The sequence below is a fragment of the Tautonia sp. JC769 genome, from assembly GCF_040717455.1.
Taxonomy (GTDB): Bacteria; Planctomycetota; Planctomycetia; order Isosphaerales; family Isosphaeraceae; genus Tautonia.
The window spans coordinates 174,757-197,272 of sequence record NZ_JBFEFH010000007.1; the positions used below are offsets into that span (position 1 = coordinate 174,757).

Here is a 22,516-nt window from a genome sequence, read left to right on the forward strand (position 1 = left end):
TCATCCTGCCGGATCGCGCATCGATCGCGCGGCTCGATCAGGGGACGGTGCAGGTCAGGACGATTGCCTCTCCCTCCCCGCTCGGCTCGATCGGGCACGCCCCCACCGAGGCCGGCACGAGCAGCGTCTGCCCCAGTTCGACGGGATACGGTTGCCCGTCGTGCCACACCACCGCCTTCCCCCCCAGGCCGATCAGGGCCGTGAATCGCCCGTGCTGAGGGTCGCCGATCCGCGTCGAGCCGGTCAAAACGTACCGATCGAGGGCAAAGTACGGGCAACGAATCAGATGCTCCCGCGTCCCGCCGTCGATCTGATCAGGCCGCGACCGGACCGGGTCGACCGGGCCTCGCTCGTAATCGGTCACCTCGATCGCCTCGGTGAGGTGCAACGCCCGGGGCGAGCCGTCCGGGCCGACGCGCCCCCAGTCATCGACCCGGAAGGTCGCGTCGGACATCTGCTGCACCTCGGCCAGCAAGACCCCCGCGCCGATCGCATGCACCGTGCCCGCCGGGATGAAGATGCAATCCCCCGCCTTCGGCTCGAAGGCGTGCAGGACTTCGGCGATCCGGCCGTGCTCCAGCGCCTCGGCAAACCCAAGTCGATCGACTCCGGCCCTCAGGCCCGCGTAGATCAGGCTGCTCGGCTCGGCGTCGATCACCACCCACGCCTCGGTCTTGCCGTTGTCGTCGGCCAGGCGTCGGCCCTGTTCGTCGTCCGGGTGGACCTGGACCGACAGCACCTGATTCGCGTCGAGAAATTTCAACAGGAGCGGGAACTGCTCCCGAGGCCCGACCGCCTCTCCCAGCAGTTCTGTCCCCCGCGTCATGACCAGGTCGTGCAGGGAAGCCCCGGCCAGCGGCCCCTCGGCCACGACGCTCTGGCCGTGCCGGTGATCCGACAGCTCCCACGATTCCGCGTAATCGGCCTCCGGGCCGAGCTCCTTGTGCAGCTTCGACCCCAGCCGACGCCCCCCCCAGATCAGGCGCTTCAGGATCGGTTGGAATCGCAGCGGGGTCAGCGGTCCATCGGCGTCCATCGCGGTCTGCCTCGGTTTGCAAGCCGATGAGCGTGCTCAATCGCCCGGCACTCAAGCACAACGGTTCGACGCCCAACTCTTACGCCAGCGGCCCTGTTTTGTCCAGCAACCAACGAGGAGGCTCGGTCGACCGGGAACCCCCGGGCCGTCACGGCTCGGCCTTGCGTTCGCCCGGCCGATGGGCCAAAATCGATCCGAATGGATCCCAACCCGTCGGCTCTCCCGGAGCGTGCGCACAATGCGGCGACGACCCTCGACGATGGCGATCATCATGCCACCGATCGCCGCCGCCTGCTTCATGCTGTCCCTGATCGCCGGCCCGGAGCCCACGCTTCGGGCGCAGACCGTCGGCGGGCTGGTCATCGGATCGAAGAATTCGAAGGTCTACCACGAGCCCGATTGCTCCTCGGCCCGGCGGCTCTCGGCGTCCAATCGCCTCGTCTTTCCGACTCCCGGAGTCGCCGAGGGCGGTGGCTTCCGCGCGTGCCAGTCCTGCAAGCCGAACCAGGCGATCCGCACGATCTCCCTCTTCAACCCTGAACCCGCTCCCGCCGCCCCGCAGGACGACGGCGAGGGCCCGAAGTTCTCGACAGACGTGGCCCCCGTCCTCGTGGCCAACTGCCTCCGGTGCCACAATGCCGAGGATCGCCGCGGCGGCTTCGACCTCAGCAGCTTCCGAGCCTTGATGACCGGGGCCGAGTCGGGCGCCGTCATCGAGCCTCGCGACCCCGACAGCAGCGAGCTGATCCTGCGAGTCAAGGGGGAGAGCACCCCCAAGATGCCCCCCGGCAATACGAATCTCGCCCCCGAGACGATCGCCCGCATCGAGGCCTGGATCGGCGCCGGGGCCTTGCTCGACGCCGGGGCCAATCCCGGAGCCCCGCTGACCGAGGTCGCCGTCTCTCCCGACCAGCTCCGCGCCGCCGAGCTCGCCCGCCTCTCCCCCGAGGAACGCCGCCGGCGCCTGACCGAGGCTGCCACCCTTCGCTGGGCCCAGGCCGGGGCCGGTGAGCCTCCCGAGCCGACCGCCGGCAAGCGTTTCCTCCTCTTCGGCTCTTTGCCCGAGGCGCGGGCCAATACCGCGGTCAAGACGCTCGACAAGGCGGCTGAGACCATCCAGGGCATGCTGGCTCGCCCCGGCCAGGCCGCCCCCTTCGGCCCCGCTCAGGTGAGCGTCTACGTCTTCACCGATCGCAACCACTACGCCGAGTTCGTCCGAACCGTCGCCCGCCAGGAGCCGCTCGACAACGAATACGCCCGCGCCGACCTGGCCGACGAGACCCCCTATCTCGTCGCCCTCGACCCCTTCGGCGGGGGCGAGGCCAGCGATGCCGCCGTCGATCGCAGCCTCGATTTCCTGCTCGTCGAGCAGCTCGGCGCCGGGGCCGTCATCCGGGCCGGTGCGAACGCGCCGCAATGGCTCGCCCTCGGCTACGGCGCCTTCCTCGCGTCGAAGCTCGAACCGCGAAGCCCGTACGTCGGGCGGCTCCGCCTGGCGACGGTTCGGGCGTCGCAGCTCGGCTGGACCACCAAGTCGGCCGAGGCGCTCGGCGATCAGCTCGACCCCGACGACACCCGGGCCCTCGGCTTCAGCCTCCTGGAATGGCTCTCGGCCGCCAATCCCCGCGCCTTCGGCCCGTTCGTCCGGGGGATGCTCGGCGGCAAGCAGCAGATCGACGCCGGCGTGCAACAACTCTTCGGCGTCGACCGCAACCAGTTCCTCGCCGCCTGGGGCCAGTGGGTCATGGCCCGATACCCCCGAGGTCGTTGATCCGATGCCCGCCAGCCCTTCCGAACCCGCTCCCGATTCCTACTTCATTTCCAGCGGCTCCGGCAAGCACCATCCCCTGTTCCCCGGCGTCGATCTCCGCGTCACCGCCGGCCAGGGGATCATGCTCTCCGTCGTCGAGTTTCAGGCCGGTGGCGTCGTCCCGGAGCACTCCCATCCGCACGAGCAGATGGGCTACCTCGTCTCCGGTCGGCTCGAATTCACCGTCGGCGGCATGACCCGAATCCTCGAACCCGGCGACCTCTGGCGCATCCCCGGCGGCGTCCCTCACCGGGTCGTCGCCCTCGACGGCCCCGCCGTGGCCCTCGATGTTTTCCACCCCATCCGCGAAGACTATCTCTGAGAATCTTCACCGCCATCCACCCTATCCAATCGGTCAATCTCGGCGTTGACCCCTCTCCCGTGTCCGTTTAAGGTCTGCGACTCTCTCCAGGAACGGGGGACCACGCGGTTCCCCCGCCGAGATCGCCCGGCTCGTTCACGCCATGACCGTCTCCGGTCACGCCCGCCCCGAGGGGTCGGCCGCGGACGATCGTCGGTCCGATCCCCCATGCTCGGCGTCGGGCTCCGTGTCCTCGCGCCCTGACCAACGAGGTGATGCGCATGACCGCCACGGCAATCGAACGGTCCCAGCCCCATGCCGCCCCCTTTCCGGCCGACGTGCCGCTGGAAGAGGCGCTCGCCCAGTGGTTCGGACCGGTGGCCGCGTATCAGCTTCCCGCCAAGGCCCCCGGCACCGATCGACTCTTCTCCCGCCTCGACTCGGGCGACCTCTCGCTCGTCGAGGAAACGCTCCGCGACCGCCTCGACCCCGACACCTTCCGCCAGTTGTTCGAGGGCTACGCCCATACCTCTCCCACCCACTTCCGACGCGAAATCCTCCGCTACGGAACCCATTTTCATCCTGATCGGATCGGAGTCAAAACCGGCCTTTGCGACGCCAATCCGCCGGCCCACATCCACTGCATGATGCGCATGCCGATCTTCGTCGGCGACCAGTACAGCGGCGACCTTTTCCTCGAAGAGTTGGAAGATTGCGGCGGCCGGATCGAACCGGGCGGTCGTTACCTCGACTTCGGTTGCTCTTCCGGGGCCGCGGTTCGCTACCTCGCCGCCGCCTACCCCGAGGCCCACTGGTACGGCTGCGATCCGGTCAAGGAGTCCATCGCCTGGGCCTCGGAGCACCTGCCCGCGATCGACTTCCAGGTCAGCCCCCAGTGGCCCCCCTTGCCGTACGCTGCCCGGCAGTTCGACGGCGTTTACGCCATCTCCATCTGGTCGCACTTCTCCGAACGCGCGGCCATGGCCTGGTTCGATGAGATGGCCCGAATCGTCTCGCCGGGGGGCGTCTTGATGTTCACCACCCACGGCGCCGCGACCCTGAACTACAGCCTCCGAACCGGCTGGCGTCCCCCCGATGCCGTCCGGGCCATCGCCGCCGACCTGCTCCAGAGCCGCTATCGATTTGAAGACGTCTATCGCCAGAATCAGGAAGTGCTGTCGCAGCTCGATTCCATCTCCGATTGGGGAGACGCCTTCCTTCCCCTCTCCTGGGTCATGCTTCATCTGCAACACCACTGGGACCTGATGGCCTTTCGGCCCGGCCGCAATCAGGCCAATCAGGATCTTTACCTCCTGCGGCGGAAAGCCGTCGGCTGACGCCCTCCTCGGCATCGGCACCGGGGTTGACGCCCCCTTTGAAGCCGGCTTGACCGCCTCCGGTCATCCTGATAGCGTCCCCGCGATCAACGGATGCGTGACGGTCCCCCGACCCAGGTCGAGCCGGTCGTCCCTGCCGAGCAGCGGGGAGGCCAACCTGTCGACCATCCGGATCGCCGACCCGCCGAGGCGCGGCCTCGCGGGTCGGTGTTTGGTCGATACTCAAGGAGGAATGGTCGATGTCGGACATCCAACTCTATCTCGATGACCCCGCCCAGCCGACCGTCACGCACCCCATGGAATACCTCTGGGGCTGGATCAAGGTCCCCGATTCCTCCGGAGAATTCGACGTGCGCATCCGGGGCGAGCGCCCCCAGTTCGCCCGCATCCGGCGCAGGGAACTCAACCCCAGCCTCCATGTCGGCTTCCTGGTCTTCGTCGATATGCTCGAACTGGCCGAACGCGGCAAGGCATCGGCCCAGGAAAGCCTGGTGGTCGAATTCTTCCTGGATGGAGAACTGATCGCCTCGCTGCCGATGAACATCCTCGCCTCGGCCTCCGACCCGCTGCCCCGCCTGCTGGAAGACCGTCGCACGAAGCGGGCCTTCATCGAGTCGAACGCACGACGGCCCCTGAACAGGCTCGAAGGCTGCCGGGCCCCCAGCGCGCTGCCCGACGACTGGTCGATCGACCCTCGCATGAGCGCCAAGACCGACGCCATCTCCGCGCACCACTACGGTCCGTCGATCTACGAATTCCTCAACACCCTCCCGCCCGACGCCATGATCCTCGAGGCCGGGGCCGGCTTCCGCCGCAACCCGGTCCCCAATGTGATCAACATGGAGATCTATGACTATCCCTCGACCGACATCCTCTGCATCGGTCAGGATCTCCCCTTCCGGGACGACTCGTTCGACGCGGTCCTGTCCATCGCCGTCCTGGAACACGTCGACGACCCGTTCCTCTGCGCCCAGGAGATCATGCGGGTCCTGAAGCCGGGCGGCAAGCTCTACTGCTCGATCCCCTTCCTGCAGGCCGAGCACGGCTACCCGTCGCACTACTTCAACTGCACCCGGTTCGGCATGCGGCGACTCTTCGCCGACCTGCAGCTCGACCAGCAGTTCATGGAGCTGTCCAATCAGCCGATCTTCACCCTTCACCAGATCCTCGGACTCTACGCCCACGGCCTCCGCGACCATCCCCAGATCCGCGAGCGTTTCCTCAAGATGACCGTCGAGGAGCTGATTCGCGAGGCCCCCGTCGACCGCTGGCTCCGCAACGAGGACATCATCACCGCCCTCGATCCCGAGGACGGCTGGAAGATCGCCTGGGGCACCACCGCCGTCTTCTCGAAACCCTCCTCCCTCCAGATCGCCGCGGCTTGATCCTGGGCCAACCCTCCCGTGCGTCGGGACCCCGGTGCATCCCCTGGGTCTGCTCGTCGGGATGCCCACCCATTGCGGCAACAGATCAGCAACCGCCCTCAACCCTCGCCCCCCGGGCCGGGGGAGAGGGTGGCCGAAGCCCGGGCCAAGGGGGCTCCCACGGCCCGAGCCGGCCTGGCTTACGCTCACACTCCTCGCGCCACCACATCCCGATCCACGTTCGCCAGCGCCGTCGGCTCGCCGTCGATCGGCCTCGAGATCACCGAAAACGAGCCATCCGTTTCCAGGACCACGGCCGATACCTCATCGAGCGACCCTTTCCCCTGCTGGCGCACCGACTGGAGAATATCCGCCTCGATCACCCGAGAGCGGTGCATCGCCTGGCGCAGCATCTGGCCGTCCCGGACCAGCAGGACCGGCTCGGCCTTGATCAGGCGAGTCACCTGCTCCGACCGGGTCGCCATCCAGGTAATCAGCCATTGAAGCATGATCAACAGGGCAAGCGCCACGACTCCCTCGACCAGTGCCGTGTCGCTCGACAGCAGGATCGTCGCCAGGGTCGAGCCGATCGCCACCGTCACGACGAAGTCGAAGGCGTTCATCTTCGACAACGTGCGCGTGCCGGTGATCCTCATGACCACGATCAGAGCCAGATAGGCCAGCGTGCCGACCACGATGACCCGGAGCGGGCCATCCCAACCCTGATAAAACCAATCGACAAATTGAACATCCTTCATCGTTCTGAGCCCTCCGGGTCGAATGCCTCCCGGCCCAAGCCAACTGTCCCCTCATCGAAGGTTTGTTGGGTGCTCAGGCCGAGTTCGAATTCCAGGCATCGATCACACGCCGGAGGGCATCGACCCTCGACAGTTACAGACTGCGATCGACCGCCTCGGCCACCCGACGACATTCGGCCATCATCCTGGCGAAGGCATCGGGCGTGATGGTCTGGGCGCCGTCGCTCATGGCGTGTTCGGGGTCGTCGTGGACCTCGACCATCAGGCCATCGGCTCCGGCGGCGATCGCGGCCCGGGCCATCGCGGGCACCAGGGCAGCCTTGCCCGTCCCGTGCGACGGATCGACCACGACCGGCAGGTGTGTCTTCGACTGCAAATACGGGACCGACGCCAGCGGCAGGGTGAATCGCGTGTGGTCCTCGAACGCTCGGATGCCCCGCTCGCAAAGCATCACATTTTCATTGCCGCGATCGAGGATGTACTCGGCCGCCAGGAGGAACTCCTCCATGGTCGCGCTCATCCCGCGCTTCAAGAAGGCGGGTTTCCCCGAGTCTCCCACGGCCTGCAGCAGCTGATAGTTCTGCATGTTCCGCGCCCCGATCTGGAGCACGTCGGCGTACTCGGCCACGACCGGGACGTGTTCGGGCGCCATCACCTCGGTCACGATCGCCAACCCGGTCTCGTCGCGGGCCGTGGCCAGCATCTTCAGGCCGTCGACCTTGTGTCCCTGGAAGCTGTAGGGGCTGGTCCTGGGCTTGTAGGCCCCGCCTCGAAGGCCGGTCGCCCCCAGTTGCTTCAGTTTCCGGGCGATGCTGACGATCTGCTCCTCGCTCTCGACCGAGCACGGGCCGGCGATGACACCGATCCTCTTCCCGCCCACCTCCAGCGATCGGGCCCGGACCACCGTCCGCTCGGTTTTCAGCTCTGAAGACGCCCGCTTGTAGGGGGCCATGATCGGCAAGACCTTGACCACGCCCTCGGCCGGTTCCAACGCCTCGACCAGTCCCGGTCGCTCCTGGCCGATGGCGGCAATCACCGTCTGGTGTTCCCCGACGATGACCTGCGGTTGCAAGCCGAGCGAAGCGATATGCTCGCGCACGTGGGAAATTTGCGCCTCGGTCGCGTCTGGCTTCATCACGACGATCACGGCTGTCCGCCCTCATTTGTGTTGGTAAGGTCCGGGTGTCTGGCCGGCCTGGCGGTCCCACGGTGAGACCGATCGTCGACCGCCCTCCGACACCGTCGAAACCCCCGGAAACGCCCAGGGAAATCGGACCAATGTACTCGATCACGATTCACGAAAAAAAAAGCCCCGAGGCCTTGGCAGGCCTCGGGGCTTGGGGTGATTCGTCTGGCTCAACGTCAGGTTGAGTCACAATCCCAGCATTGCCCGGCGACCTGCGGCCGACCACTCGGTAAACGAGCGGGCCCACCACCAATACCCGAAGGTAAAGGAGAAGGAAAATCGGCCAAACGTCGCGACGGGCTGATCCAAAGGACTCCGGCTCCGGGATGTCCAGGAACGTTGGGGTCGAAACGGGCAGGGGACGCGCCACCTCGGTCGCAATACGTCTGCCCGAAACAGGCCCGCGGAAGGATTGAAGGGTTCGAACTTACCAGACTGCTTCGCAAAAATGCAAGAGGCCGGACCCGGCGACCCGGATCCGGCCTCACTCACCGCTTGGAACGGCGAGTCTCAGGATGCGGCTGCCCGACGGGCACCCGTCGGCTGCCGTTAGGCGAGCCGCCTCTGGTTGTCGCTGCTACACACAGGATCACCTCCTTTCAAAACCGGTTCCCCCTGATCGCCGCCGGAGTCCAGCCTCGGACGGTTCAGGGCTCCAGTCTCGCCGCGCCACGTTCACGCGGCCCGTAGAGGCCGACCCTGCGTGTGTCCGCCTTGGGTCGACAGGGAAACTATATCCGCGCGGCAACCCCGAATCAACTCCCCCCGACGTCTCAGCCGCCAGAATCGAAAATCGCCGATCGACGCCAGCATGCCCCGGTCGGCCGGGGGGGCAACCGCCTCAGTCGAGGTCCATCGAACGCGTGTCCTGCGATCGGCCCAACGACTCGTCCCCGCGGACCTCTCCCGCCAGCTCCGCCAGGGTCGATCGGCCCAGCCGGGCCAGCGTATCGAGCCGGTCGTCGGAGCCCCCCGCCAGGCGATCGAGCACGAGGCGATATCGCTCGAGAATCTGGTCGCGCCCCGCGTTAAAGCGGCCCCAGAACGACGGCCCTTCGGCCGCCAGGTCATCGACCATGCTCCTCATGTTGTGCAGGCAGTCGGCCAGCACGATCGCCTTCGACGCCTCGGGAGCGGTCGCCAGCGCCTCCAGGTGATCGCGCTTGCGATCGATCCAGGGGCGTTGCCTCCCCTCGTCGTCGGTCTTTCGTTCCGAGCAATGGGCGACCAGCCCCGCGACCCGATCGCCGAAGCGATCCCGCAGGTCGTCGAGCGTCGCCTCGGTATCCTCCACCACGTCGTGGAGCAGGGCGGCGATCACCACGTCCTCGTCGAAGCCGAGGCGGTCGAGGATCCAGGCGACCGCGACCGGGTGCTGCACGTAGGGCGTCGGGCTGGCCTTGCGGTGCTGGCCATCGTGCCAGATGGCAGCCCACCGCAAGGCCCGTTCGAACCGGAGCGTCAGCGGATCTCGCATCGTCGTCGCCGGCCCCCGGGTCAGGACACCGTCCGACGCGCCACGCCGAGATGACGGGCGATCCGGGCGGAGACCTCCTTGCGGTGCGTCAGGAAGCCGAGATGCCCGGCCCCCTCGATCGAGACGAACCGCGACGGGGAGATCGCCCGGGCCAGCGCCTTCTGCCGATCGCTCGTGACGATCACGTCGCGCGATCCGGCCAGGATCAAGGTCGGCGTCTCGACCCGCCAGAGCCGATCGCTCGCGTCGAACAGCTCGAGCGCCCGGAGCCGATCGGCCATCACCCCCTGGTCCGTCTCCCAGCATCGCCGCACCACGAAATCGGCCAGCGGCCCCGACTCCGGCTTCCCGCCATGCAGGAGGTTGAAGAACTGATTGATGAACGGGCTATCGCTCGGCATCGGGAACCGTTCCAGCGCCCTTCGGGCGATCGTCGCGGCCCACTTCCGCCCGAACTGGGCCTCGGCCCCGAAGAGCGCCAGCCGATGGAACCGCCCCGGAGCCTCGATCGCCATCTCCAACGCCACCGCCCCGCCGTACGAGACCCCCATCAAGGCCGGCCGCTCCAGCCCCAATCGGTCCAGGGCCGAGAGCAGCGACTTCGCCTCGTCGACCACTCCCACCCCCGCGCAACGGGGGAGCAAGGCTCCGTCTCCCGAGAGCCCGATCAGGTGAACCTCGTGCCGCTTCGCCAGCTGCCTGGCCAGCGGCATCACCATCTTCCAACCTCCGGCCAGCCCGGGCAGCAAGACGATCGGCGATCCCCGACCAAGCCGGACCACCTCGTGAGTTCCTCCCTGCCCCTGCACCGGCCATCGTGTGATCGGGCTCCACTCGGTTTCCCAGTTCGGAATCACGCTGTACTTCGCCGATCGTCGCATCGTGGTTCCCAATCTCAAGAATTTGAAGACTCGATAGTGTTCCAACAACCCGACGAGTCATCCGTCAGGGGGCGTGTTCGTCACTTCGCCTGAAGTGCACCTGCCATGCCCGACGACCCCACCCTTCGCCAATCCCCTCCCACTCATCCTTTTCAGTTCTACCCAATATCGATTTTTCGCCAGCGAGCCTCGGCGCCGCACCATTTTCGCCACCACTTCGGCCCTCCTTACAGAAATACAACCCGCAAAAACACACCACAAATTCAACCCAGCAAGCAACTTGCTACCTGACAAGCAAAACACAACCCAGGCTATTCAGATACCCCAAACAACGAAAACTGTTCAGATTTCCCATGCGGCAATTTGTTGTCGGCTTCAACAATCCCGGCATGAAGTGCTGTCGGAATCGATAGCGAAAAATTGTTCCGTTGCTTTTCGGCGCCGAATCGCTATTGTGAAGTCAACTCCGAATTGATCGACCTCGTGGTATCTGGTTTTCCTGTGGTGTGAATGGTGTTTGCATCCAACTCCGAACACCGACGATGGGCCTTGCCTGCGGCGCTCCAGGGTCGGCAGCCGAATGCTTCTCCTCGGCTGGCGGTCATCTGCGCCACGATCGCCGTCGTGATCTACTCGCTCTCGGTCCTCTGGGTGGTGGCCACCTCGGGCGACATCGGCATTCGGTGCGTCTTCGGCACGGCGCAGAAGGAGCCGATCAGCGAACGATACATTTGGTTCGACCCGGGGCAGGGGTCTGAGGCCCGTCTCGTCCCCGAGGTCGGCGATCGTCTCACGCGGATCGCCTCTGCCGACGACTCGTGGAGCATCGACATCGCCGACAACGACTACACGGCCGTCATCCGGGCCCAGCGTCAGATCGGCCAGACCGCTCCCGACGCGATCTTGCAGGTCGAGTGGGTCCCCCTGGATGAGGACGGCAGGGAAGTCGGCGAGCCCGTCCGGGCCCTGGCCAAGGTCCGCCAGCGGCCGTTCGGCATGTATGTCTGGTCGCTCGTCTGGTTCGCGCAGGAGATGGTCATCTTCGCCCTCGGCGCGCTGGTCCTGTGGCGACGGCCGAATGATCGGTCGGCCCGAGTCTTCTTCTGGCTCTGCGTCTTCACCGTGGGGGCCTTCATGGGGGGCTACCACTGGTCCGAGATCGTCAGCTATCGCGCCTTGATCTTCCCCTTCGTCCCCCTGGCGATGGTCGTGCCGATCGCCAGCCTGCACTTCTTCCTGGTCTTCCCGAGGCCCAACCCGCTCTTGCTCCTGCACCGGCGGTGGGTGATGCTCGGCCTCTACGGCGTCTTCGCCCTGAACCTGGCGATCCTCTGGGCCGCCATGTTCTGGATCTCGCTGACCGGCGAGCCCGACGCCACGACGCTCGGCCCCCGGCTGGCGGCGCAGCGGCTCATCAAGTGGGTGGCGCTCGGGCATGTCGGCTTCTCGGTCTTGATCTTCGGCCTCTGCATCGCCTGCCTGCTCTACAGCTACCGCCGCGCCCGCAACGCGATCGAGCGGAACCAGGTCCGCTGGATCCTGCTCGCCTCCTTGCTCTCGACGGTCTTCATCGGCTACTTGCTCCAGCACGCCGCCGAGGACATCTCGGTCCTCGGGCTGGATAGCGCCGCCTGGCCCATGTATCTCGTCTCGCTCCTGTATACCTCGGCCTACGCGGTGAGCATCACCCGCTACAAGCTGATGCAGGCCGAGGAGATCTTCAATCGGAGCGTCCGCTACCTGCTCGTCAGCGTCGGCCTGGGCCTGCTCTATTCGCTGGTCCTGGTGGTCGGCGCGCTGGCGGTCGGTTACTCCCTCCAGGACGAGCAGACCTCTCGCGAGGCGACGGTCGTGATGGTCACGGCCCTGGTCATCCTCGTCCTCTCCGGGGGCGTCCGACGCCGGTTCGAGCAGGCGATCGACCGCCGCTTCTTCCGCGAGAAGTACAAATTCGATCAGGCGATGCGCAAGATGAGCCAGGCCGTCGACCGCCTCGTCGATCGCGGCACCCTGGGCCGTCGCCTGCTCGAGGCCGCGGCCGAGGTCCTTGGCCTCGACTGGGGGACCATCTACCTCCGCACTGCCCCCGATCACCCCCTCTCGGTCGTCGCCAGCCTCGGGCCCGAGCCGGACCAGGCCACCTTGCCCGACGACAGCCCGATCCTCCGCCGCCTCCGCTCCCGGCCCACTGTTCGGCTCCCCGGCTCGATGGCCCGAGCCTCGCACGACCCGACCGCCGACGCCCTCATCGCACTTGGCGGCGAGGTCGCCGCCGCGCTCACGTCCGACGGCGAGTTGGCCGGCGTCGTCATCCTCGGCCCCAAGCGTAACGGACTCCCGTACGATGACGAGGAGATGGTCTTCCTCGCCGCACTGTCATCCGTCGCCGTGCTCGCCCTGCACTCGGCCTCGATCCACCGGACCCTCGAAGACCTCAACCGAGAGCTCCGCGACAAGGTCGAGAAGATCGCCGAACAGCAGCGCCGCATCCTCGTCCTCCAGGACCAGCTCATCGGCCAGCACGGCGACGATCACGACCCGTCCTCCCGAGACGGCCGGCCATTCGGCCCTCCCACCCCTCCCGAGGCCGGCGATCAGCCGTCCTACACCGACCCGCCCGCCCTCGGCCGCATCCGGGGCACCAGCGCCACCATGAAGCGGGTCCTCGACACCGTCCGGAAGGCCGCCGCCAGCCCCTCGGCGGTCCTCATCCTGGGCGAGAGCGGCACCGGCAAGGAGCTGATTGCCGAGGCGATCCACGCCACGAGCCCCCGGTCCTCCAAGCCGTTCGTCAAGGTCCATTGCGCCGCCCTGGCCCCCGGCCTGCTCGAATCCGAGCTGTTCGGGCACGTCCGGGGGGCCTTCACCGGGGCCGACCGCGACCGCGTCGGCCGGTTCCAGCAGGCCGACGGCGGGACCTTGCTGCTCGACGAGATCGGCGACATCTCGCTCGACGTGCAGACCAAGCTCCTCCGCGTCCTCCAGACGAAGACCTTCGAACGCGTCGGCAGCTCGCAGCCGATCACCGTCGACGTCCGGATCGTCGCCGCCACCCACCGCGACCTGCCCACCCTGATCCGCGCCGGTCGCTTTCGAGAGGACCTGTACTACCGCCTGAATGTCATCAGCATCGTCGTCCCGCCGCTCCGCGACCGCCGCGCCGACGTCTTCGAGCTGGCCGTCTCCTTCCTCCGCCACTTCGCCGGCCGATCGGGCAAGCCGATCACCCACCTCGACGAGGACGCCATCGAGGCCCTCACCGACTACCACTGGCCCGGCAACGTCCGCGAGCTGGAGAACGTGATCGAGCGCGCCGTCGTCCTCTCCGAAGGCCCCGCCATCACCCGAGACGACCTGCCCGACGAGCTGTTCGGCCCGCTCGCCGCTTCCTCCTCGCTCCGCCGCCGCCCCGCCACCGTCTCCACCGGCCGCCGGGGCCGCCCCCGACGCCTCCCCGCCCCCTCCTCCTGGACCGCTCCCCCTCCCGCCGAACTCGACGACCCCGAGCTCGACGCCTTCGAGCGCCACCAGCTCCGCGACGCCCTGGCCGAGGCCCGCGGCAACAAGTCCGAGGCCGCCCGCCTCCTCGGCCTCCCCCGCAGCACCCTCGTCAGCAAGCTCAAGAAGTACGGCCTGATGACACCCGAGAATGAATCCCCCTGAGCCGTCCTTGCCCCTCGCTCCTTCCCGCAATCCCCCAGACGGAAGCTCCCTTCATCGAAATGCCGAGAGGCGTCCCTCCTCAGGCAATCGATCCGAGGTCCGCGATTCGTGACCGGTGGACTCCCGCGGCCATCGGGCCGAAATCACGAATGTCTCGGGCGTCGGCGATCGAAGGACTCGATCTCGACGCCTCCCGGCGAACCGTCGGCCGATTACTGGCGGCGGGCCTCGGCCAGGTAGCGATGGACCTCGGTGTAGTCGACCGGCTTGACCAGGTGGAGGTCGAAGCCGGAGGCGAGGCTGCGCTGGCGGACCGCGTCGCCATCGCGGGCGGTGACGGCGATCAGGGGGGTGTCGGCCAGGCTCGGATCGGCGCGGAGGGTGCGGGCGATCTCATGGCCGTCCATCGGGCCGTCGAGATGCAGGTCGCAGAGGACCAAGTCGGGCCGGGTCGACCGGGCAAGCTCCAGGGCGGTCGGGCCGTCCGCGGCCAGCTCGACGACATGCCCGGTCCGTTCCAGCACTCGCTTGGCCACGACGGCGAGCGCCCTTTGATCCTCGATCAGCAGGATGCGGTACGACGGGGCGGGGCCTCGCTGCGTCGAGTCCTCGGCGGGGAGGGCTGTCGAGTCCTCGGCGGGACGCGAGGGAGGGGGAACGCGCGATGGGCCGGTTTGAGATGCGCCCTGCCCGTTCGGCCGGGAGGCCGGGGCGATCCGGATCAGGCGGTCGAGATCCGCCACGTCGATGGGTTTGGTCAGGTGGTGGTCGATCCCGGCGGCGATGGCGCGGTCTCGGTCCCGACGCTCACCGTACCCCGAGAGGGCGATGAGGCGGGTTTCGGCCAGCGAGGGAAGCTTGCGCAGGCGACGGGCCAGTTCGAAGCCGTCGAGTCCCGGCAGGCCGATGTCGAGGACGACGACCTCGGGTTCGAGCCGCTCGGCCGATTCCAGGCCCGAGGGGCCATCGTACGCCGTGTCGACCCGGTGCCCCTGCTCTTCGAGCAGGCGTTGCAGGGCGCGGGCCATGTCGCGGTTGTCCTCGACCAGCAAGACATGCCGCCGTTGGTCCTGATCGGCGTCGGAGGGCAGGGGGGCGGGATCGGCCGGCTCGGGGGCGTCGGCCAGGGGCAATCGGACGGTGAAGGTGCTGCCCCGGCCGGGGCCCTCGCTGGCGACCTCGACGGAGCCGTGATGCAGCTCGACGAGGCGACGCACGAGCGTCAGGCCGATGCCGAGCCCGCCTTGCTGGCGATCGAGCGAGCGATCGGCCTGGGCGAACAGGTCGAAGACCCTGTCGCGCATCTCGGCATCGAGTCCGACGCCGTTGTCGATCACCCGGATGCGGACCTGACCGGGCTGGTCGGGATCGGGCGCGGCGTCCAGGGCGATCCGGCCCCCGGTCGGCGTGTACTTGGCGGCGTTGGTCAGGAGGTTGACCAGGACCTGCTCCAGACGAATCGGGTCTGCCAGGACCCAGAGCGGCCGGTGACTGACGGTCAATTCCAACCGATGCTGGAGCTCGGAGATGCTCGGCTGGACGACCCGGACGGCCTGTTCGGCCACCTCAGCCAGGTCGATCGGTCGACTCCGCAGGACGATCCGGCCGCGCTCGACCCGGGCCACGTCGAGCAGGTCGTCGACGAGCCATCGCATGTGGGCGACCTGGCGTTCGAGGATCGGCAGAACGTCGTCATCGTCGCGGGGCGCCTGGCGGGCGCCGCTGTGCAGCAAGGCCACGCCGTAGGCCATCGCGGCCAGCGGGTTGCGCAGCTCGTGGGCGAGCATGGCGAGGAATTCGTCCTTGCGGCGGTCGGCTTCCAGCAGTCGGGCCTCGGCCAGCTTCAAGGGGGTCACGTCGGTCAGGGTGACGATCGAGGCCAGCCGACGGCCGACCTCGTCTCGGATCGGCCCGGAATTGAGCAGGAGCACCGAGGGGGAATCGCCGCAACGCAGCGTCACTTCGAGGTTCCGGATCGGCACATCGCCGAGCATCTCGTCGATGGAGAGGGGCAGCCCGATGGCGGCCGCCGCCTCCTCGGGGTGGGGCCACCCGACATCGCCCGGCGCGGCCTGGTGCAGGGGGAAGGCCTCGTCGAACCGCTGGCGGAGGGGATTGCCGCCGCAGAGGCGGTGGGCCTCTCGGCTGGCCCGCAGGACAAGTCCGGCCGGGTCACAGACGATGATCGCATCGACCGCCTGATCGATGATCGACCGGGCCAGGCGCTCGGAGGCCAGCAGTTCCTCGTCGCGCTGTTGGCGAGACATGTCGGTGAGGGTCACGACGATGACGTCGAGGTCGTCGACGGCCAGGCGGCTGGCGCCGAGGTGGACCGGCAGCGGCTCGCGATCGCGCCGGTTGAGCCGGAGGTTGCCCTGCTCGGCCTGGTCGGTTCCGTTGCGGGCCGCGGCCATCAGGGCCTCGAGCTCGGTCACGGAATCGATCGCGAGGAAATCGGTGAGGAACTGGCCCAGGAGGCGGTCGGTCGACTCGCCGAGCAGGTCGAGCAGGGCCTGATTGGCCCGGAGAATCCTCCCCTCCAGATCGCAGACCGCGACGCCCTGGGCCATCAGCTCGAGAATCTCCCGGTACGACCGGTCGGCCCCGTCGCGGATGAAGACCTGGGGTGCCCCCCCCCCGGGGACGATAATGGCATCGGCCGCCCCGCTGTAGAGGGCTTCCAGGGCCTGTTCCGCCTGATCGGCCCGCTGGTTGGCAGCCTCGAGGGCCGATCGCAGGGCTTCGAGAGTGGATGAGTCCGGATCCAAGGCCATACCTCAAGCGCTCGGTCTGGAAATCGCGTCCGAGGCCGCGATCGCAGGCTCGGGCCGACCCCGCGGGTTCGTAACACCGGCGAAGGCGTCCGAGCGAACCGCAGGTCGATGGGCGCCTGGGCCTCGGCGTTGTGACGATATCCACGCCGTGCCTCTTCCGTTGCCGTCTTCCTGGGGCTCGGGAAACGACCTCGAGAATTCGTCTCGGACGATTCGAAATGTCGCAGCAATTCTCGGACCAGATTCGACTCGACCGAGGATCTCGGGGGCGAGGAGGTGAGAATCACGGGATCGGGGAGGGGTTTCGGGGTCGGAAGCACGAGGAGCGTCTCGATGCGGTGGTGTCGATCGATTCGGGACAGCGCGCGGGAGGTCCAACAGGACTTTAATCGGGCCGCCGGAACAGCGTCAACGGCCGATCCGAACGGGACGGCCGATCGGTCGATCGGCGTAGATGTCTAGCAAGGCGAACCCGGCGGTGGTAGAGTCGAAAGCATCTGTCGCGAACCGGGCGTGCGATGCTGTCGCACCTCGGCCCGCGGAATTGTCTAGACCGTCAGTCAGGGTTCGTCAATGCGCCTGGAGGCAGTCGTCCTGCCCAATCTGGGGACCGCCCCGGACGAGCCGATCATCATCAGCCACTGGTTCGCGGCACGGGGAGCCGAGGTCTGGGAGGGGGACCGGCTGGTCGAAGTGCTGGTCGGCCCGGCCACCTTCGATGTCCCCGCGCCCTGCTCCGGCCGCCTGGCCGAGATCCGTGGTTTCGAAGATGATCGGGTTTGGCCGGGGATGGTGCTGGGGCTGCTGGCCGTGGGCGATGACGGCCCTGATGCCGACGCGCCGTCGTCGGATGAGACCGGATCCCGTTGACCATGAGTCCCTTCTTCGAGCGATCCGCCGGCGTCATCCCGTTCCGGATCGCCGAGGACGGAACCCCGCGCTACCTGGTGCTCCACTCGGCCACCGTCCGCAACCCGAGGGCCCGCTGGGAGTTTCCGAAAGGGGGCATGGACCCCGGGGAAACGACCACGCAGACCGCCTCGCGCGAGTTCCAGGAAGAAACCTCGCTGACTGACTGGAGTTTCCGCAACGGCTTCGAGCGGAGCCTCTCGTATACCTACCTTCGCCAGGGGCGCAAGGTCCTGAAGACGGTCGTCTACTATATCGTCGAGGTGCATGACACCTCGACCCTGGCCTGCTCGGCCGAGCATACCGCCGACCCGTTCGGTCACTGGCACCGCTGGGGGACCTTCGAAGAGATTACCCGGCTGCTCTACCACGCCAAGATCCGCCAGCTCTTCGCCGACGCCCACCAGTGGCTGACCGGCGAGCCCGTCCGGGGGCCGGGGCGGTGATGGCCCTCGACGTTCCCGACCCGGTCGCCCCGTGAGCGTGATTCCCGCATGAGCACGTCCGCCCCCCCCCAGCCTCCGGTCTCCCAGGCCCCCGGGATCGGTCGCGGTGCGCGGGGGACGTTCCTCTGCCTCGAAGGGCCGGACGGCGCCGGGAAGTCGACCCAGGCCGCGCGGCTGGTCGAACTCCTGGAACGGCTGGGCCTCGGGGTCGTCTCGTGCCGCGATCCCGGCGGCACTCCGCTCGGCGACCGCCTGCGGTCGCTCCTGCTCGACCGAGACGGGGTGCCGATGGGCATGAGGGCCGAGATGCTGCTTTACATGGCCAGCCGGGCCCAGATGGTCGATCAGATCATTCGGCCCGGATTGGAGTCGGGGAAGGTGGTCGTGTCGGATCGCTACCTCCTCAGCAATGTCGTGTATCAAGGGCATGCCGGGGGCCTGGAAGTCGAGGGGCTTTGGGGCGTCGGCCGGGCGGCGACGGGGGGATTGATGCCCGACCTGACCTTCCTGGTCGACGTGCCCGAGGCGGTCGCCCGCGCCCGGACCGGCGGGCCGAGGGACCGGATCGAGGACCGCGGGGAGGGCTATCGCTCCCGCGTCCGCCACGGATTCCTCGAGGCGGCCCGGTCGTACCCGGGGCCCATCGTCGTGATCGACGGCGCACAGTCGCCGGACGAGGTCGCCAACCGGATCGAAGGAGAGGTGCTGCGTGTCCTGGGGATCGGTCCGCGGTCATGATCGGGTGGTGGACGACCTGCGCCGGGCGGCTTCGAGCGGCCGGTTCCCTCACGCGCTCCTGTTCGTCGGGCCGGAGGGGATCGGCAAGCGGACCTTCGCCCGGCGGCTGGCCCAGGCGTTGTTCTGCGATCGGCAGGCCGAGGCTTCGCTCGACCCGTGCGGCGAATGCCCGTCGTGCCGTCAGGTCGCCTCGGGCGATCATCCCGACCTGCACGAGGTCGGCCGGCCCGAGGACAAGCACGAGCTGCCGATCGCCGTCATCCGGGATCTCTGCCACGACCTCAGCCTCAAGCCCATGCGAGGGATGCGCAAGGTCGCCATCGTGGACGATGCCGACCACTTCAACGAGGAGGCGGCCAATGCCTTCCTGAAGACCCTGGAGGAGCCCCCCGCCGGCGCGGTCCTGATCCTGGTCGGCACGTCGTCCGAGCTGCAGCTCGATACGATCCTCTCGCGCTGCCGGGTCGTGCGGTTCGACCCTTTGCCCGAGGCGGAGCTGGCGGCGATCCTCCGCGACCGCGACCCCGAGGCCGACCCGGGCGAGGCCGACCGACTGGCCCAGCTCGGCGAGGGGAGCGTCTCCAGGGCATTGAGCCTGGCCGACCCGGAGTTGACGAGCTTCCGCCGCCGCCTGGTGGACGAGCTGGCCGACGCCCGGCCGCTCGACGCGCCCGACCTGGCCCGCCGGCTGGAGGAGTTCATCAAGGACGCGGGCAAGGAGAGCCTCGCCCAGCGGACCCGAGCGGCCGCGATCTTCGGCGAGCTGGCCCGGTTCTTCCGAGGGGTGCTCTGGCAAGGGGCCGGGCTCGACCCGCAGGCGCCCGACCCGTCCGATCGCCGGGCCGCCGCCGCCCTGGCCGATCGGCTTGAGCCGGAGGACGTGTATTTGCTGGTCGAACGCTGCCTGGAAGCCGATTACCACCTGCGCAGGCGAGTCTATCTCCCGCTGCTCGTCGATGCCTTCACGCGCGATCTGGGACGCTTGCTCTCCGGGCTCCGCTGATGCGACAGGCGGTGGCCGAGTTGCCTCGACGCGTCGAATGAGGCCAGGCCGGGGCAACCCATCGTGACACGGCAACCGGTCGAGGCCGGGCGATCGGCAAGGAGTGGGAGGGGAGGATGGCGGCAACCAACCGGCCCAGGACGATCGTGATTACCGGGGCCTCGGCGGGGCTGGGGGCCGCGGTGGCAAACGAGCTGGGCAGGGGGGGGCATCGCCTGGCGCTCGTCGCCCGGCGGGAGGACCGGCTGAATCAGGTGGCCCGAGGGGTTCAGGAGCGCGGCGGATCGGCCCTGCCGATCGTCGCCGACCTGGCCGACCTCGACGCACCGGCCCGGGTCGTTGCGCAGACCATCGAGCACTTCGGCGGCCTCGACGCCCTGATCAACAACGCCGGGATCGGCCTGCCCGACTACTTCGGCCGGTCCGACCCGGCGGAACTCCGGAGGCAGCTCGAGGTCAACTTCAACGCCCCCGTCCTGCTCACGAGGCTGGCCTTGCCGCACCTGATCGCGTCACAAGGGGTGGTCATCACCATCGGGTCGGCCATCGTGCAGATTCCCAATCCGATGCTCGGGGCCTACGGGGCGACCAAGGCCGGCCTGGCCTACTGGTCCGATGCCCTCCGGCGCGAGCTGGCGGTGCAGGGGGTCCGGGTCTGCCTGGTCGAGCTGGGCCCGGTGGAAACCGAGTTCTTCGATGCGGTCGGCCGTCTGGGGGAAGATTCGGGAAGCCAGGTCGATCACGCCCCTCCCGGAACCGTGTACAACGCCATGCGCGACCGGCCTCCCGCGATCCTCTCGGCTCCCGTCGAGGACGCGGCGCGGCGGATCGCCCGATTGCTCGATCGGCCTCGCCCGCGCCTGGCCTTGCGTCGGCGGGTCGTCTGGCCGGTCCGCATGATGGGGGCCTTCTTCCAAATCATCCCGGGGCTGGCCGACCTGGGGATCTCGGCCATGATCCGCCGGATTGATCGCGAGGAAGCCCGGGCCAAAGCGGCCGTCGCCGACGATCGTCGGGGGGCGGGTGGCCGGAGGGCGGGGCGAGGCGCACACTCGGGGGACCGAAGGCCATGACCCGGGACTCGGCGAGCGAGACGCGGAGCCCCGGGCCCGATCCCGAATCGAACACGAGGAGCAACCACATGCGCAGCCAGATGCTCGACGCGATCCGAGGAGGCTCGACCTGGGATCTGGTCGTCGTGGGAGGGGGGTCGACGGGCCTCGGGACCGCGCTCGATGCCGCCGCTCGCGGCTACAAGACCCTGCTCCTCGAAGCCCGAGACTTCGCACAGGGCACCTCCAGCCGGAGCACGAAGCTGGTGCACGGCGGGGTCCGCTACCTGGCCGGGGGTCAGGTGGGCCTGGTCCGCGAGGCGCTCCGCGAGCGGGGACGGCTGCTCGAGAATGCCCCGCACCTGGTCTTCGCCAGCCCGTTCCTGGTGCCGACCTATTCCCGGTTCGACCTCTTGCAGTACGGCACCGGCTTGACGCTCTATGACCTGCTCGCCGGCAGCCGGAGCTTCGGCCGGTCGCGATGGATCGGCGCGAGCGAGGCGAAGGAGCGTGTCCCGTCCCTCCGGGCCGAGGGCCTTCGCGGCGGGATCCTCTACTACGATGGCCAGTTCGACGACGCCCGGCTGGCCGTTGCCCTGATGCGGACGTTCCTCGACCAGGGGGGCACGGCCCTGAACTGGGCTCCCGTGACGAGGATTGTTCATCAAAACGGCCGAGTCGCGGGAGTTGAGGCCCGGGACGAAGAAACCGGCGAGGTGTTATCGGTCGCCGCTCGGGTGGTCGTAAATGCCGGGGGCGTCTTCGCCGACACGATCCGACACCTCGACCAAGCCGACGCCCGCCCGATGATCCGGGCGAGCCGGGGCTCTCACCTGGTGCTCGACCGCTCGGTCTTGCCGGGATCGACCGCGGTGATGGTGCCGAAGACCGACGACGGGCGGGTCCTGTTCCTGATCCCCTGGCTCGATCGGGTGATCCTCGGCACGACCGACACGCCGGTCGAAGGGCTGCCGATCGAGCCGAAGCCCTCGCCCGAGGAAGTGAGCTACATGCTCGATCACGCCGGTCGCTACCTGGCCAGACGGCCCGAACCGGAAGAGGTCAAGAGTGTGTTCGCCGGACTCCGCCCGTTGATCGATCACGCCGGGGTCAAGTCGACGGCCAAGCTCTCTCGGGAACACTCGGTGCTCGTGTCCGAGTCGGGCCTGGTGACGATTACCGGAGGCAAGTGGACGACCTACCGCGTGATGGCGTCGGACGCGGTCGATCGCGCGGCGAAGGTCGGCGACCTGCCGCGACGGCCGTGCAAGACGGCCTCGCTCCGGCTCCGAGGGGCGACCGATGCGCCTCCCGAGGGCTCGCTGGCCGAATACGGCTCGGATGCCGCCGAGCTGCGGGCCTTACTCCGCTCGAAACCCGGCTGGGACGAGCCGATCCACCCGAACCTCGCAACCCGACTCGGCGAGGTGGCATGGGCGGCCCGCTTCGAGATGGCCCGGAAGGTCGAGGACGTGCTGGCCCGCCGGTCCCGCTGCTTGCTGCTCGACGCCCGCGCGAGCCTCGACGCCGCGCCGAAGGTGGCCGCGGTGCTGGCCGAGGAACTCGGCCGCGACGACGCCTGGCAGGCCGAACAGGTCCGGCAGTTCCAATCGCTCGCCGAGGGGTATCTCTTGCCCTGATCGCGAGGGGAGGGGGGCCGGATCGAACGGAGCATCCTGGGGTTGCACCAACTCGACGCGGTCGGCGGCGCCTCGTACGATTGAGGTCCTGTCCGCGGCTCGCCTCTCAACCTCCCATCGGTCTTTCGTGTTCGAATCGCA

General features: G+C 68.2%; 17 protein-coding genes. 11 read left to right on the forward strand and 6 right to left on the reverse strand.

Features of this window, described 5'->3' with window-relative positions; genetic code table 11:
- Window positions 1-37: 37 nt before the first annotated feature.
- The gene (locus tag AB1L88_RS09880) at window positions 38-1,036 is read right to left on the reverse strand and encodes a type I phosphomannose isomerase catalytic subunit (RefSeq protein ID WP_367096486.1); all 999 of its coding nucleotides are present in this window, start codon (window positions 1,034-1,036) and stop codon (window positions 38-40) included.
- A gap of 238 nt (window positions 1,037-1,274) precedes the next feature.
- Between AB1L88_RS09880 and AB1L88_RS09885 the strand changes: the two genes are divergently transcribed.
- The 4 genes from AB1L88_RS09885 to AB1L88_RS09900 all read left to right on the forward strand — a co-directional run bounded on the left by AB1L88_RS09885 (window position 1,275) and on the right by AB1L88_RS09900 (window position 5,869).
- Window positions 1,275-2,807: a c-type cytochrome domain-containing protein gene (locus AB1L88_RS09885; protein WP_367096487.1), complete on the forward strand. Its 1,533-nt coding sequence runs from the start codon at window positions 1,275-1,277 to the stop codon at window positions 2,805-2,807.
- 4 nt (window positions 2,808-2,811) lie between these two features.
- Window positions 2,812-3,168 (forward strand): cupin domain-containing protein, encoded by a 357-nt coding sequence (locus AB1L88_RS09890; protein ID WP_367096488.1) that lies wholly within the window; start codon window positions 2,812-2,814, stop codon window positions 3,166-3,168.
- A 260-nt stretch (window positions 3,169-3,428) separates the two neighbouring features.
- Window positions 3,429-4,484 carry a class I SAM-dependent methyltransferase gene (locus AB1L88_RS09895; protein ID WP_367096489.1) on the forward strand — a complete coding sequence of 352 codons (1,056 nt, stop codon included), beginning with the start codon at window positions 3,429-3,431 and terminating at the stop codon, window positions 4,482-4,484.
- 239 nt (window positions 4,485-4,723) lie between these two features.
- Window positions 4,724-5,869 carry a methyltransferase domain-containing protein gene (locus AB1L88_RS09900; protein WP_367096490.1) on the forward strand — a complete coding sequence of 382 codons (1,146 nt, stop codon included), beginning with the start codon at window positions 4,724-4,726 and terminating at the stop codon, window positions 5,867-5,869.
- Window positions 5,870-6,054: 185 nt separating this feature from the next.
- Here AB1L88_RS09900 and AB1L88_RS09905 read toward each other — a convergent pair whose 3' ends face one another.
- The 4 genes from AB1L88_RS09905 to AB1L88_RS09920 form a co-directional block, all read right to left on the reverse strand.
- Complete coding sequence (locus AB1L88_RS09905) at window positions 6,055-6,606, reverse strand: YetF domain-containing protein (RefSeq protein WP_367096491.1); 552 nt, start codon at window positions 6,604-6,606, stop codon at window positions 6,055-6,057.
- 133 nt (window positions 6,607-6,739) lie between these two features.
- Window positions 6,740-7,753 carry a 3-deoxy-7-phosphoheptulonate synthase gene (gene aroF, locus AB1L88_RS09910; protein ID WP_367096492.1) on the reverse strand — a complete coding sequence of 338 codons (1,014 nt, stop codon included), beginning with the start codon at window positions 7,751-7,753 and terminating at the stop codon, window positions 6,740-6,742.
- 880 nt (window positions 7,754-8,633) lie between these two features.
- Window positions 8,634-9,269 carry an HD domain-containing protein gene (locus AB1L88_RS09915; RefSeq protein WP_367096493.1) on the reverse strand — a complete coding sequence of 212 codons (636 nt, stop codon included), beginning with the start codon at window positions 9,267-9,269 and terminating at the stop codon, window positions 8,634-8,636.
- 20 nt (window positions 9,270-9,289) lie between these two features.
- Window positions 9,290-10,150, reverse strand: coding sequence for an alpha/beta hydrolase (locus AB1L88_RS09920; RefSeq protein ID WP_367096494.1), 861 nt, complete (start codon window positions 10,148-10,150; stop codon window positions 9,290-9,292).
- A 549-nt stretch (window positions 10,151-10,699) separates the two neighbouring features.
- Here AB1L88_RS09920 and AB1L88_RS09925 point away from each other — a divergent pair.
- On the forward strand, window positions 10,700-13,813 hold the full coding sequence (locus AB1L88_RS09925; protein WP_367096495.1) for a sigma 54-interacting transcriptional regulator: 3,114 nt from the start codon (window positions 10,700-10,702) through the stop codon (window positions 13,811-13,813).
- A gap of 212 nt (window positions 13,814-14,025) precedes the next feature.
- Here AB1L88_RS09925 and AB1L88_RS09930 read toward each other — a convergent pair whose 3' ends face one another.
- Entirely contained in the window at window positions 14,026-16,587 is a 2,562-nt protein-coding gene (locus AB1L88_RS09930; protein WP_367096496.1) for a response regulator, read from the reverse strand.
- Between the two features lie 573 nt (window positions 16,588-17,160).
- On the opposite strand from AB1L88_RS09930, the gene AB1L88_RS09935 reads away from it, so the two are divergent.
- The 6 genes from AB1L88_RS09935 to AB1L88_RS09960 all read left to right on the forward strand — a co-directional run bounded on the left by AB1L88_RS09935 (window position 17,161) and on the right by AB1L88_RS09960 (window position 22,375).
- A complete protein-coding gene (locus AB1L88_RS09935; protein WP_367096497.1) occupies window positions 17,161-17,457 on the forward strand; it encodes a biotin/lipoyl-containing protein in 297 nt (98 codons plus the stop codon).
- Window positions 17,458-17,459: 2 nt separating this feature from the next.
- Complete coding sequence (locus AB1L88_RS09940) at window positions 17,460-17,942, forward strand: NUDIX domain-containing protein (RefSeq protein ID WP_367096498.1); 483 nt, start codon at window positions 17,460-17,462, stop codon at window positions 17,940-17,942.
- A gap of 48 nt (window positions 17,943-17,990) precedes the next feature.
- The gene (tmk, locus tag AB1L88_RS09945) at window positions 17,991-18,680 is read left to right on the forward strand and encodes a dTMP kinase (RefSeq protein WP_367096499.1); all 690 of its coding nucleotides are present in this window, start codon (window positions 17,991-17,993) and stop codon (window positions 18,678-18,680) included.
- Window positions 18,652-19,683, forward strand: coding sequence for a DNA polymerase III subunit delta' (holB, locus tag AB1L88_RS09950; RefSeq protein ID WP_367096500.1), 1,032 nt, complete (start codon window positions 18,652-18,654; stop codon window positions 19,681-19,683). Before tmk ends, holB begins: the two co-directional genes overlap by 29 nt.
- Window positions 19,684-19,799: 116 nt before the next feature.
- On the forward strand, window positions 19,800-20,756 hold the full coding sequence (locus AB1L88_RS09955; protein ID WP_367096501.1) for an SDR family NAD(P)-dependent oxidoreductase: 957 nt from the start codon (window positions 19,800-19,802) through the stop codon (window positions 20,754-20,756).
- A gap of 68 nt (window positions 20,757-20,824) precedes the next feature.
- The gene (locus AB1L88_RS09960; protein ID WP_367096502.1) at window positions 20,825-22,375 is read left to right on the forward strand and encodes a glycerol-3-phosphate dehydrogenase/oxidase; all 1,551 of its coding nucleotides are present in this window, start codon (window positions 20,825-20,827) and stop codon (window positions 22,373-22,375) included.
- Window positions 22,376-22,516: the final 141 nt, after the last annotated feature.

Excerpts from the sequence above, each read along its gene's own strand:
- AB1L88_RS09930 (WP_367096496.1), bottom strand. The coding sequence starts at position 16,587 with ATGGCCTTGGATCCGGACTCATCCACTCTCGAAGCCCTGCGATCGGCC.
- AB1L88_RS09955 (WP_367096501.1), top strand. The coding sequence starts at position 19,800 with ATGGCGGCAACCAACCGGCCCAGGACGATCGTGATTACCGGGGCCTCG.
- AB1L88_RS09885 (WP_367096487.1), top strand. The coding sequence starts at position 1,275 with ATGCGGCGACGACCCTCGACGATGGCGATCATCATGCCACCGATCGCC.
- AB1L88_RS09940 (WP_367096498.1), top strand. The coding sequence starts at position 17,460 with ATGAGTCCCTTCTTCGAGCGATCCGCCGGCGTCATCCCGTTCCGGATC.
- AB1L88_RS09960 (WP_367096502.1), top strand. The coding sequence starts at position 20,825 with ATGCGCAGCCAGATGCTCGACGCGATCCGAGGAGGCTCGACCTGGGAT.
- tmk (WP_367096499.1), top strand. The coding sequence starts at position 17,991 with ATGAGCACGTCCGCCCCCCCCCAGCCTCCGGTCTCCCAGGCCCCCGGG.
- AB1L88_RS09905 (WP_367096491.1), bottom strand. The coding sequence starts at position 6,606 with ATGAAGGATGTTCAATTTGTCGATTGGTTTTATCAGGGTTGGGATGGC.
- AB1L88_RS09920 (WP_367096494.1), bottom strand. The coding sequence starts at position 10,150 with ATGCGACGATCGGCGAAGTACAGCGTGATTCCGAACTGGGAAACCGAG.
- AB1L88_RS09900 (WP_367096490.1), top strand. The coding sequence starts at position 4,724 with ATGTCGGACATCCAACTCTATCTCGATGACCCCGCCCAGCCGACCGTC.
- AB1L88_RS09895 (WP_367096489.1), top strand. The coding sequence starts at position 3,429 with ATGACCGCCACGGCAATCGAACGGTCCCAGCCCCATGCCGCCCCCTTT.
- AB1L88_RS09915 (WP_367096493.1), bottom strand. The coding sequence starts at position 9,269 with ATGCGAGATCCGCTGACGCTCCGGTTCGAACGGGCCTTGCGGTGGGCT.
- AB1L88_RS09935 (WP_367096497.1), top strand. The coding sequence starts at position 17,161 with ATGCGCCTGGAGGCAGTCGTCCTGCCCAATCTGGGGACCGCCCCGGAC.
- AB1L88_RS09890 (WP_367096488.1), top strand. The coding sequence starts at position 2,812 with ATGCCCGCCAGCCCTTCCGAACCCGCTCCCGATTCCTACTTCATTTCC.
- AB1L88_RS09880 (WP_367096486.1), bottom strand. The coding sequence starts at position 1,036 with ATGGACGCCGATGGACCGCTGACCCCGCTGCGATTCCAACCGATCCTG.